The organism is Pontibacter sp. GD13, assembly GCF_058216355.1.
The window spans coordinates 115,638-128,515 of the sequence record NZ_JBYZMQ010000005.1; the positions used below are offsets into that span (position 1 = coordinate 115,638).

Annotated in this window: 7 protein-coding genes; 2 read left to right on the forward strand and 5 right to left on the reverse strand. The window is 49.3% G+C overall.

The window, feature by feature from the left end; all coding sequences use genetic code 11:
* Nucleotides 1-23: 23 nt before the first annotated feature.
* On the reverse strand, nt 24-2,993 hold the full coding sequence (locus AC4BAN_RS09280) for a SusC/RagA family TonB-linked outer membrane protein (protein WP_490564119.1): 2,970 nt from the start codon (nt 2,991-2,993) through the stop codon (nt 24-26).
* Nucleotides 2,994-3,497: 504 nt separating this feature from the next.
* Between AC4BAN_RS09280 and AC4BAN_RS09285 the strand changes: the two genes are divergently transcribed.
* Nucleotides 3,498-4,322 (forward strand): PorV/PorQ family protein, encoded by an 825-nt coding sequence (locus AC4BAN_RS09285; RefSeq protein ID WP_490564120.1) that lies wholly within the window; start codon nt 3,498-3,500, stop codon nt 4,320-4,322.
* Here the strand turns inward: AC4BAN_RS09285 and AC4BAN_RS09290 are convergent.
* The gene (locus AC4BAN_RS09290) at nt 4,276-5,535 is read right to left on the reverse strand and encodes a cation:proton antiporter (RefSeq protein WP_490564121.1); all 1,260 of its coding nucleotides are present in this window, start codon (nt 5,533-5,535) and stop codon (nt 4,276-4,278) included. The two genes, AC4BAN_RS09285 and AC4BAN_RS09290, sit on opposite strands and share 47 nt — an antisense overlap.
* Before the next feature lie 106 nt (nt 5,536-5,641).
* Between AC4BAN_RS09290 and AC4BAN_RS09295 the strand changes: the two genes are divergently transcribed.
* Complete coding sequence (locus tag AC4BAN_RS09295; protein ID WP_490564122.1) at nt 5,642-7,732, forward strand: ComEA family DNA-binding protein; 2,091 nt, start codon at nt 5,642-5,644, stop codon at nt 7,730-7,732.
* 233 nt (nt 7,733-7,965) lie between these two features.
* Here AC4BAN_RS09295 and AC4BAN_RS09300 read toward each other — a convergent pair whose 3' ends face one another.
* The 3 genes from AC4BAN_RS09300 to AC4BAN_RS09310 all read right to left on the reverse strand — a co-directional run bounded on the left by AC4BAN_RS09300 (nt 7,966) and on the right by AC4BAN_RS09310 (nt 12,748).
* Nucleotides 7,966-9,858: a DUF3857 domain-containing protein gene (locus tag AC4BAN_RS09300; RefSeq protein ID WP_490564123.1), complete on the reverse strand. Its 1,893-nt coding sequence runs from the start codon at nt 9,856-9,858 to the stop codon at nt 7,966-7,968.
* 5 nt (nt 9,859-9,863) lie between these two features.
* Nucleotides 9,864-11,837: a DUF3857 domain-containing protein gene (locus AC4BAN_RS09305; protein WP_490564124.1), complete on the reverse strand. Its 1,974-nt coding sequence runs from the start codon at nt 11,835-11,837 to the stop codon at nt 9,864-9,866.
* Nucleotides 11,838-12,436: 599 nt separating this feature from the next.
* Complete coding sequence (locus AC4BAN_RS09310) at nt 12,437-12,748, reverse strand: hypothetical protein (RefSeq protein WP_490564125.1); 312 nt, start codon at nt 12,746-12,748, stop codon at nt 12,437-12,439.
* Nucleotides 12,749-12,878 lie beyond the last annotated feature (130 nt).

Genomic DNA, 12,878 nt, shown 5'->3' on the forward strand with positions numbered 1-12,878 from the left:
TTTAGTTGATCAATCAGCTCCGCTTAAAATCCGAAATCTATGCCGAACGTGGCCACCCTGCCATTTGGATAACGGAAAAACTCTGTGCCATTCTCGGCAAGCTCGGGATCAAAGCCTGTATAATCTGTCTTGGTTAGCAGGTTTTGACCTTGCAGGTATACCCGTAAGCTTGATAAGCCGGCCTTGCTTATAAAATTCTTAGGCAGGTTATAGGCAAGAACCACGTTTCTTAAGCGAATGTAGGAACCGTCTTCCAGGTATCTGGTGGAGGTGCCATGGGCATTGTTGTTGCCCGAACCAGCAATAGGGAAAGGCCGGTTCGAAATATCCCCCGGTTGCCTCCAGTGGTCCAGCACCACATCAGACTGATTGAAGCCAAACCGCAGGCCATCGCTGTCCAGAATTTGAGCGGTCTGGTTGTAAATGTCGTTGCCCTCGATGAAGTAAATAAACGCTGATAGCTCTATGCCGTTCCATTTAAATGTGTTGTTCAGGCCGCCATAGTAATCGGGTTCTGCGTTGCCGATGATCATTCTGGGCGCCACGTTGTAACTCCCTGTCACGCCCCCCTCGCCATCGCTCCAGAGCGGGGTGCCTGTTTGCGGATCAACACCGAGGTATTCTCTTAAAAAGAAAGACCTGATCGGCTCGCCTTCCCTAATCAACTGCGTGCCGTTGGCAATATCCTGGCCTTCGTTAAGCCTGACCACTTTATTGCGGTTCCCGGCAATGTTGAAGTCTGTCGTCCAGGTAAAATCCCCGACCAGGTTCTGGGAGGAGATCACGATTTCCAGGCCTTTGTTCTCGACCTCACCCACATTTCTGAAGATGGTGGTAAAACCAGAGGTAGAAGAAATTGGCACTTGCAACAGCAGGTCGTCAGATTTTCGGATGTAATAATCCACGCTGGCATTCACGCGCTCAAATAAACCAAAATCCAGGCCCAGGTTCAGGGTTTTGTTACGCTCCCAGGTCAAATCCGGATTCTCTAGCTGCGAAGGGAAACTGGCCGGAGTGCCGTTGTAGGCAGCGGTAAAACTATACAAGCCCCTGGAGGCAAAGTTGTCGATGTCAGCATTGCCGGTAATACCATAGCTCAACCTCAGCTTCAGGTTTGTCAAGGCATCCATGCCCGCCAAGAAGGACTCGTTGGTAGCGATCCAGGAAACGCCTACCGCCCCGAAGTTTGCCCAGCGATTATTTGCCCCAAACCTGGAAGATCCATCGCGGCGGAAACTGGCGGTTAAAAAGTATTTGCTCAGGTAGTCGTAGTTTACCTGGCTTAGATAAGATAAGAAGTAATAATCTGTAGCCGTACCCCCGATTGACTCTGCGGTGGCTGCCGCGCCCAGGTTGGTTAAGCGGCCAGATGCAAAGCCAGTACCCGAGACATCAAAGGCATCCCGCTCAAATCTTTGCGCTTCGTAACCGGCCAGGGCTGATATATTATGCGCCTCGCCAAAAGTATGGTTGTAGTTCAACAGGTTCTGTGCAGTTAGCGTGATGTTTTTACTAAAGATGTTCGTTTTTCTACCTTGTGAGTCAAATCCGTCAGGGGTGGTTGGGTCGGTAAAGTCGTCCTCGTCAATATTTGTATAATCAACCCCCAGCACTAACTTATAGCTTAATTGGTTCGGGATGAGCTCGATACGGCCTCTGACGTTGCCAATGCCCCGCAGGGTGTTGGTGGTGGTGGGGTTCAGGGCGGTTGAGCGGACAAAATTGTCTGCCGTAAAGCTCTCAAAATCGTCGCCTACAAGTAATTCACCGGTTACGGGGTCTCTTATCCTGTCCCAGGGTAGCATGGTATAACTTCCCAGCAAAGGACTGTTGAACTGATTACCCGGAGAGGCTGAAAGCTGATTTGTATACGACAGGTTAACATTTGTTCCCCAGCTAAACCGGGCAGATGGGTTGTTATCAACGTTCAGGCGAGTAGAATAACGCTTAAACTCACTGCCGATCAGAATACCTTCCTGGTTGAAGTAACCACCTGAAAAGAAAAATCTCAGATTCTCGCTTCCGCCAGCTGCAGACAGATCATAGCTTTGTGTGGTGCCGTTTCTGAAAGCGGCATCAATCCAATCGGTGTCCACGTCTCTGTCTGGCCGAAGGTCAAGCACAACTGCTTCAGGGAGCCCCAGGTTCCGGAGACCCTCTCTGTCATACTCGGTTAACTCTTCTGAGTTTAGCACCTCAAAGTCACCGTGGTTTGGCACGGTCTGGCCATACTGGGTTCTGAGGGTAAACTGCGTTTTGCCTGCCTTTCCTCTTTTAGTGGTGATCAACACTACACCGTTGGCGGCCCTGGAGCCGTACAGTGCCGTTGCAGCGGCATCTTTCAGGATAGAGATACTTTCAATATCGCTCGGACTGATCGTACTTAACAAGTCTGCAGTCGGGGTGTTTCTGGTAAAATCGCCAGACTCAATGATCACGCCGTCTATCACATACAAGGGGCCCCTGCCAGCATCAATAGAGCCTGTACCCCGGATGCGTATATTGGCCGCCGCGCCAGGCTGCCCACTGCCCACTGTAGATAAAACGCCCGGTGCCCTACCCTGTATGATCTGGTTCACATCTGCCAGCGGCACAGACTCAAGCTGCTGCGACTCCACTACAGAAACCGAGCTGATCAGTTTTTGCTTGGTTTGTTCGCTGTAACCAAGTACCACAACCTCGCTGAGTTGCTGGTTATCCTGCTCTAACCGCACGGTAATGTTATCCCTGCCGGATACGGGCACCTCTTGCCGGATGTAGCCAATATAGGAGATAACCAGCACAGGGTTCGTTGCTGGCACGGTGATAGCAAAATTACCGAAGGCGTCTGTAGTTATTCCAGTAGAGGTGCCTTTTACCACCACAGAAACCCCTGGAAGACCCTGGTCGGATTCGGCATCAAGCACTTTGCCTGTTACCGGCCTGTCTTGTGCGATTACCTGCTGGAAAACGGCAAGCATTAACACAAAGCAAAGGAGTAATACTCTTTTCATAACAAGTATAAGTATTGTTAAACATTTGTGTGAGAGAGGATGCCAAACCACTGCATACAATTTTTAGCGTGGCAAGAGCCGACGAGCTTCAGCGGAAAGAGTAACCTACCAGATATAAATACTTAGTAATCAGCAATTTGTTTTAGGATAAAATATTTATTCATACATGTATTTAGCTATTACTAACTGGAAAACTAAATAGAGTATAAAAAAATTTTACTTATTTATTTTATATTTTTAATTTATTTAATTATATATAATAATTCATTGCTTTAGCTATTTGTACAAATTAGTGCTCCTAATAAATCACTTCTGAACGGGTATGCCTAAAATATATCCAATGAGATGACTCACCAGAAGCGTTAAAAAGTGAGAAATATTTTGTTATGAAATCAAATCGCACATTACCCCGTAAGAATCAGCTACTTCCTCAATAAAAAAGCATACTTGACAACTTTCTTAAAATTTTTATGCTTATTCCTGCTAGTTAGCCAGCCTTTCGGCATGGCACTGGCCCAGCCAGGCACACCTTTGGGTGCCCGCGCCGCCGCGTTGGGCAATGCCTCTGTTACCTTAACCGACCTGTGGGCGACGCATAACAACGTAGCCGGCATTGCTAGCCTTGCCCAGCCTCAGGCAGGTGCATATGTCGAGAACAGGTTTGGGGTGCGGGCTTTTACAACCGTAGGCTTTACAGGCGTTTACCCTACTGCCCGTTTTGGAAACTATGGCCTTAGCATAAGCAGGTTCGGAGATGAGCTTTTCAGTCAGCAGCGCATCGGGGTCGGTGCGGGGCACAAGCTCGGGCAGTTTAGCCTGGGGGCAAAACTTGACCTGTGGCAGCTGTCCGTGGCCGGGTACGGAAGCCGCAAGGTGTTGGCACTTTCTGTTGGGGGGCAGGCCGAGGTGGTGCCCGGACTGTATTTTGGGGCCCATGCCTATAACCTGAACCAGGCAAAGCTGGCCTCTTATGAAGATGAGCGCTTGCCTACCATCATGAAAGCAGGTTTCGCCTACAGGCCATACACAAAACTCATGCTGGCCATAGAGACTGAAAAGAGCCTGGACTACGATGCCAACTTTAAGGCCGGAATGGAATACACGATCCTGCTGGATAAGCTGGTGCTTCGGACTGGTTTTAATACGCTGGGTAACAGCCTGTCGTTTGGGACAGGTTTTAAAGCCCGCCACCTACTGGTTGACTATGCTTTTGGCGCCACAACTTTACTGGGGCAAAGTCATCACTTCGCTGTCAGTTACCAGTTTCAAAAGCTGCAAGCGCTCACTCCCCCTTCATCACCAGGTCACGCTTCTCCAGGCGCCTTATAAACGGCTCAATGGTGAGGCCCTGCACCATCAGTGAAAACAGCACGACCGTGTAGGTGATGGCCGCAATAAAATCACGGTGCATGTCGGGTGCCAGGGAGAGGGCCAGCGCGATAGAAATACCTCCGCGCAATCCTCCCCAGGTCATAATCGAAAGCGTGTTAGGGGCAAAGGTACGATGCAGGCGCAGCACATAAGACGGCACAGCCAGGGAAAAATAACGCACCAGTAGCACGATAAGGGTGGTAATAAGGCCGATGATCAGGTAGCTTCTGTGAAAAGGCACAATCATCAGCTCCAGGCCTATCAACACGAACAGCACCGCGTTCAATATCTCATCCACCATCTCCCAGAACTTGGTCAGGTAATCGGCGGTTACCTTGCTCATGGCCAGTTGGGTGCCCTGGTTACCGATCAGGATGCCGGCGGCCACCATGGCCAGCGGTCCCGAGAAATGCAGCAGGTGAGCAATAGTATAGCCGCCTGTAACCACGGCCAGTGAGATCAGGACCTCCGTCTGGTAATGGTCAATGCGCCGCATGTAGTAAAAGGCGATGTAGCCAATGAGCAGGCCTAAGCCGATGCCACCCGCCACCTCTTTCAAAAAGAGCTCTGCAATAAAGCCTCCCGACACGTTCCCCAGGCCGCGTTGGGCTATCTGGAACAGGGCAATGAACACCACCACGCCCACACCATCGTTAAAAAGCGACTCCCCGGTGATGCTCACCTCCAGTTGCTTCGGAATTTTGGCCTTTTTTAAGATGCCCAGCACCGCAATCGGATCGGTTGGGGAGATAAGGGCCCCGAAGAGCATGCAATAGATAAATTCGATTGGCTGCCCCAGTAACTGCAACAAGTAGTAAAAGGCAGTACCAGTCACCATCGTGGAGATGAGTACCCCCACGGTGGCAAATATCAGCACAGGCCATTTGCTCTTGCGCAGCTTATCCAGGTCGGTGTGCAGAGCACCGGCAAACAGCAGGAAGCTCAGCATAAAGTCAAGCAGTACTTCAGAGAAGTTTATCTCCCGGAGCTTGGCCTCCACCATAGTTTCAAAATTGGGTGAGACCTGCCCTATCCCTTGTACCAGCAGCGAGATGAGCAAGCCCGCCAACAACAGCCCAATGGCGCCCGGTAACCGGATGTACTGTTGGTTGATGTAGGCGAAGATGGCTGAAATGACCAGGATACCTGAAAAGATGTAAAATAACTCCATGTAACTATTTTTAGCTGATGTACAGTAAACCTATTACGTAATTAACTCAAATTGTTGTTTTTCCGGACCAGGCCCTAAATCCAAAGCTCCGGCGCAGCGAATGCCTATGGTACGAAGTTTACTGTTGTGTTGGTTTATTTTATGCCTGACCCTGCCGGTGCAGGCGCAGCAATACCCACGCCAGCACATTGATTTCGACCTGTTTGTACAGGAGCTGTTCGCCCTGCAGGAAGATGACGCCATTGCCTACGAAGACTTTTACGAAACGCTTTTCCAGTATTACCAACGCCCCGTTGACCTGAACCACACCAGCCCTGAGGAACTGGCCTCGCTTTTTATACTTTCAAGGCCTCAGATTGCAGCGCTGTTCAAATATATAGAAGAAAATGGCCAGCTCCTCAGCATTTATGAACTTCAGGCAGTGCCTGGCCTGGAGCTGCTCACCATCTACCAGTTGCTGCCTTTTGTTACCGTGGCAGACGCCGGCCTAAACGCTGACCAGCGGCCCTTATGGCAACGCGTAGTGGGGGAAGATAATAATGCGCTCATCCTGCGCTATGAACGCACTTTGCAAATGCGGCGGGGCTACACCCCCACCGACACCAACAGCCGCGCCAGCAGCCGCTACCTGGGCTCTCCCGATAAACTGTACCTGCGCTACCGCATCAGCCATACCCAGGACTACAGCTTCGGGATTACAGCTGAGAAAGATGCCGGGGAAGCCCTGGCCTGGTCGCCGGCCACTAACCGGTACGGGTTTGATTTTTACACCGCACATCTGCAGCTTTACAACAAGGGCAGGTTTAAAGCCATTGCCCTCGGCGATTACCAGCTGCAAATTGGCCAGGGGCTGCTCTTATCGTCGGGGTACAGCGTGGGCAAAGGGAGCGAGACGATCACGACGGTGAGCAGGGCCAACCTGGGCATCAGGCCCTACAGCTCTGTACTGGAGAATGACTTTTTCAGGGGTGCGGCCCTTACTTATACTTTGGGTAAAGTGGATGTGACGGGGTTTTACTCCAACAAGCTCGTAGATGCCAACATCCAGCAGCAGCAAGATAGCCTCAGCCTGCCGGGTGATTTATTCACAGGCATACAAAGCACCGGTTTCCACAGAACGCCTACTGAGCTGGCAAACAGGAAGCAGGTCAGGGAGCAGATTTACGGTACCAACGTCAGTTACCTCTCTCCTGACAAGGCGCTCACCGTAGGTATAACTGCCCTGGGTACACACTACAGGGCCTCCCTACAAAAAACCGGGGCGCCTTATCAGCGTTTTGAGTTTAGCGGCACCGATAATTATACTTTTGGGACCAACTATAGTTATACCTGGCAAAACATTTTCGCCTTCGGAGAAACAGCGGTTAGCAAAAGTGGCGGCCTGGCCACCGTGAACGGCCTCATCGCCAATTTATCGAATAAGGCCGAGGTGGCGTTGCTGTACCGGAATTATGCCCGCAATTTTCACTCATTTTATGGCGGCGCGTTCGGCGAGGCCACCCGCAACATAAACGAACGGGGATTTTACACCGGCATTAAGATCAAACCTTATCCTAAGTGGGAACTGACGGCCTACTACGACCTCTTCGTTTTTCCGTGGCTCCGCTACCGCGTGGATGCCCCCTCGCATGGCGATGAGTACCTGGTGAGGTTATACTTTAAACCCAACCGCCAAAGCGGACTGTACGCACAGTTCAGGGCCGAGAGCAAAGGATTAAATGCCGCCGCCAACACCACGCCAATCGATTATGTGGCGCAGGCGCTGCGCCGTAACTACCTGTTATACTATGAGTTTGCCCCCACTAAAACCCTGACCTTGAAGTCGCGGGTACAGTTCAGCAGCTATGCGCAGGAGGCTGCCGAACAGACAGGCTACCTGATCGCACAGGACGTTAACCTGAATTTTGGTAACTTTCGTCTCAGTACCCGCTACGCCCTCTTCGACACCGACAGTTATGATACCCGCCAGTATGTGTATGAGCGCGATGTGCTGTATGCTTTCAGTATTCCCGCCTTTAGCGGCAAGGGCACCCGGGTGTATGCGCTGGCACAGTTCAGGCCGCTTCGCAACCTGGATGTATGGGTAAAGTATGGCCTTACGCACTACCGCGCGCAGAAGAGTGTGGGCTCGGGTTTAGAAACCATTGAAGGCCCGATCAGGTCGGATGTGAAAGCGCAGGCAAGGTATCGGTTTTAGGGGCTGAAGTATAGAAGTTGTGTTCCTCTGATGCGAAAAGAATTCTTCAACCCTCTCTATAAGTACATGGGGAGCTGGGAGTAAAAAAAGCAGCAACAAGTATACCTACACCTGTTGCTGCTGCTTAAGTTTTATTTTGTACTTAGTAGCCGATAAACTACACCTTTCCAAATCTGATATCACCTTGAATACCTTAGTTTAATAAGGCAGAAACACCTCAAAACATAAATCTATCAGGGTGCATTCTTTACAAAAACCACCTGCTGCTTATCGCCTTTTATGATGTCATTCATAAAGGCAACATACGCGCTATAGGCTTCCGGGGCATAAGCTCCTTTGTTAATCTGCAGCGAGCGAACATAAATTACCTGCTGTTCCCTGATCTTGATGTTGGTTTTATACTCCCCAAAGACAGACTTCACGTTAAGGTCCTGCAGTTTGTGTTCTAAAGTATAGCCGTCAGGCACCTCAAACGTAACGGAATCCACATCCAGGAACGACAAGGTACGCACCACATCCGTCTTCCTGTTTACCACCGGCTCGGGCGCATAGGTCCACTTATTCATCAGGTTAGGACTAATAAAAAGCCGTTTTCCACTTAGAGTGGCGCACTGGCGTAGTGTAAGCTCCAGTGTTTCCGTTACCTCGGGCACTCGTTTCTTTTGTTGCTCCAGGGTATATCTGACAATTTCAAAAGAAGGGACCTTTACTTGTTGGTACAGCCATTTCCGTTGCTCTTCGGGTTTTAAGTCCTGCATGATATAACTCCGCGACTCCTGCTGGATGCCAGTGTAAAGCGTGGTAACGTGGGCCTGGCCGTTCCCTTTCTCATCCAGCTTTACAAGTATGTTCCGCTTTTGCACGTTGTCCTGGGCCGAGTACGCCGGGGTGCTTACCAGTTTGCCACCGGTTGGCGTAATCAGCAACGCATGCCGTCCGCCGGTAAAGCTGCCTGCAAAGCCGGCGGCTTTCGTCTGACTGGTGCATTCCAACCAGATGGTATCCGTGGCAGTGGGCACGCACAAAACCACGTGGTTAAACTGACTGCTCGGAAAGTCTGTCAGGATATCCGGCGCATCATCGCCTGCCCGGATCAGGGCCTGGTAAGCATTAATGCCAACTGCTTTCAACATGGCTTGTGTGTAGTTGGTCAGTGCTTTGCAATCGCCGTAGCCTTTACTGTCTACAAAGCTTGCCTCGAAGGGCTGCCAGCCTCCTATACCTAATTGTATGGACACGTAGCGGGTTTTCCCTTGCAGGTAATCGTACACTTTGCTAATCTTCTCCTCCGGTGTGGGCAGGTGGGCTACCATCTCCTGCAGCTTCTGCGCTGTTTCCGGTGAGAGTACATCACGCCCTTTGTTCAACTGCCCGATCCAAAGGCCGTAGCTCTCCCAGCTTTCCATGTTGCCCCTGTAGCCATCCACTTCAAAATCAGTGGGGGCGGTGCGCACCTGTGGGGCCACTTCGCTCAGGTCCGGGCCATAGGGTTCTTCACGCATCGGCGCCAGGTTTTCCAGCTGCCAGCTGTACACATCCTGCGTGGCGGTGTGCTCCATAGCCACCTTTTCGGGCATGTTGGTTTCCAGGTAGCGCAGCTTTTCACCTTTGGGTATTTCAATCCGCAGCGTCGCTTTTTCCACCATCAGTCCCTCTTCATCCAGGGGGCGCCACAACGGGTAGAACATCATGTTTCTGGATGTAACCTGGTACTCAAACTGCACCGTGTAAGGGTAAACCGGATGCACCAGGTTGGCCACCTTCACCCTGTTATCATCGATCAGGGAGCTATTGGATACAGCGCTTATATCCACTATCTCGCTGTTTTTAAGCTGTTTCACCTTTTTCCCGTTGGCATCATACAGCACGCCTCTGATATAGTTCACCTTGCTCAGCTTATCGTACGGCACATACAGTTTTGCGCGGTGCTGCCCGTTGTCGTTCAGAATGGTGATGGTGGTGTTAAACGTGGTGGTGCCGCTGTTAATGGCATTTACGGTGAAAACGGTTTGCTCCGAGCGAACGATGAGGTTGGTATCTTTGGGATAGGAACCAGCCGCCGCCCCCTGCGGTATGGCAAAGAGTAAGGCAGCCAGCAGGCAGGTAAAAGTATAAATTAGTCGCATGGGGCTTAGTTTTTAAGGGCTACACTCTTTTTGATCACCAGCTGCTCGGCATGCTTGGCAATAATATGGTTGTAGAATTCCTTTAGATAAGGGTACTCCGGAGCATAGAAAACAGGCTTGCTAATGGTGATCTTACTCATGATCTGCACCACCTTGCCTTCCTGCTGCACCATATACATAAACCGGCCGCTGTTTTCGGGTAAGGTAACCGACATACTTTTAGGGGCCTCCTCCAGTTCATACCCCTCGGGGATTTCGAAGCGGCCAATAAAGGTTTCATCGATCGAGGTGGCAAAATCTACGGGATACTGGCGCGCCTCCAACTTAAACGGGTTTTCCTTTTCGCCCTGGCCCATCATCGGGTTCAGGTAAATGATATCGTTTGCCTGTCCGTTTCCCGATGATTTAATGGCATAACTGATGTTAAGCGGACCAGTAATATCCTTCAGGTTACCAATCTCAGGCTTCTCCACCGTAAAGCCCCCTACTTCTTTTGCCAAACCATCCAGAAACTTCGTTTCCCCTTCTTCCAGAATAGATCTGCGTAACGAAAGTGCATGGTATCCCCCGGCAGACTCGCTGCCCGTTCCTACAATTTCGCCTTCCTTGTTTATGGTAATGTTTGCGTTGTAGAGCTTCGTATAAGGCGAGGTGGCATTCAGGGCTACCCAGCGCTGGTCATCCTTCTTGATCAGGCGACCCTCCCCGTTCAGGCAACGCACAGGAAGCATGCCAGCTGGCAGCAGTGGGTCTGTGGCATCCAGCATATACTCCTTGTCACCGATTTTTACATGTGCTACCACATAATTAAACTTGGTAACCATCGGCGACATTTCAGAGCGTACTCTGCCATGGCTTCTGGTACTGATCAGAACAGGGGCTGCATCCAGGCCTGCCTCTAATAACATAGACGTAAGGAGCAGGTTAATTTCCGCCACGCTGCCGCTACCAGTATCATACGCTTTCCGGATTGGGTTGCCGGTATAAATGCCAAACTTCTCGTCCCACTTCATTTTCGCCTTCACCAGGTTGTATATTGCCTGCATCTGTTGTTCAGGTTCTTTGTGCCGGGCTAACACGGCGGCCAAATCTTCTTTAAAAAAATTGTTCCGGTTCAGTTGCAGGCCAAACTTCTCAGCTTGCAACAGGTCTTTGGTCACATCACTCCAATTACCCGTCATGGTTTTAATTGGCTCGTTCGGAAATTTCACGCGCTCCAGCTCAAAATCGATTTTCGACTGGTAGTCGTCCAGGGTAGTAATATACTTTTCAGTCTTCAGGGCGGGCACATCCTTCAGAATCCAATAATACTTGTTGTTCAACATATTGGCCTGTGCTACATTGGTTTGGCTTCTGTTAGCCTCACTCACCGCCAGGTATCCCTGCATCATAAACTTGTAATCAAAATACTCCGGAATCTCTACCTGGTACTCACTCCAGAGCGTAGGGATGGTTGTTTGGAACTCCCAACTTCTGAGCGTGTAAATAAAATCAGACTGGATGGTGTAGGTAATGTCCAGCACAGAGCCTTCTTTCACGTTTGGCATCGTAAATTTTTTTGCATGCCAGTTCTCCGAGCTCTGCTCCTCAAATATACCTTTAGCATCCAGCCTGTCTTTTTGCTCTTTTCCGTCAACCAGGTTAGATGTATAGCCCTTGATGCCAATTACCCGCTCTCGGTCAGCATTTTTTGTGTAGTAGGGAATGCTGAAATTGGCCCAGTCATAACCCGATTTTTTCAGTATTTTAATTCGTACATGCCTTTTAAAAACAACATTGACTTTATCATTGAAAATAAAGGCACTCTCACCGAAATCATACAAGATCACCGCTGCCGCACTGGTGTCCTGGGCATAGGTGCGCATGGTGAGTTCAGACTCATCTACTTTCCCAAATTTTCTCTTCTGAGAAAAAGCATTGGAGCAGCATAAAAAAATAAGTGCTGATACTAAAACCGTGTTTGTAAAGTTTGCTTTCATATACATGGAATTTATAAAATTGGAATTAACAGGCTCAGCCAGTTAAGCAACAAGCAGGAATTTTAAGTGCTTCAACTTTTATAAAAGTGCTTTTTAGATGATTTAATATGTATGAAATATAAATAAAGCGCTATTTTTAAATATATTCAAGAATATATTTAAAAATATGTCATTCTAAAGTATAAAGCCTTCCGGTTTTCGGGCAAGAGCGCCCTTTTTGTGGAGTGTACACACCCTTTGTTAGTATATGCAATCCTTAAATTTTGTGGCTTGTATTGCTGTGTTTAATTTTTCGGAAAGCAAGCAATATTTTTGGAGTTGTACTGCCTGATGAGGAGGCGTTGTAAATAGACAGGAATGTTCTTTTTTCGCTTGAATAGAATCTTTTTCGCTTGAAAGCGTAGTGCTGTTTTTTTTTATTTGCGGGCACTTTTCTCTTATTCAAGAATTGCCTGACAGCCTCACTTTAATTTTTTAGGCACCTTGCCACAAAGTCCAAGCGAGTTGCAAGGTGAGAAAAGCTTATAAAATATAAAGGCACGTAACGGCAGGGATAAGATCTTCTGCCGTTACGTGCCTTTAGTAACGCAAAATGGTTACTACAAGTAAGAAGAAAAATTTTGTTTGTCTTGCCAGAATTCACGGCAAGCTTCGCGCTGTTCTTCTATAAACTGCGAGTTGCGCTTCAGTTCTTTCCAGTTTCCCAGCCCCAGGCGTTCGCACATCCTGAAAAAGCTGTCGCCCTGGTTTTTCTGGCCCTTCACCCGTACCAGGCAACTGAGCAAGGGTCTGCCAGCTTGATACTCTCTTTCTGAGATTTCATCGATAACTTCTGCCAGCATCGACTTTTCATAAGGGTTCTCGAGGTTAAGGCCGAGCTCAGCCTCATAAATAAGGTTTTGGAAGGTCATTAAATGAGCTCTACCGCGAGCTACTTGAATGAGTTTCTTTCGTACGCGTGTATTCATGGTGCAAAAATGTGATTAGCGCGAATCAGGCTCAAAAGCAATGAGATTTACTCTGAAAGCAATTTTCCGCAGG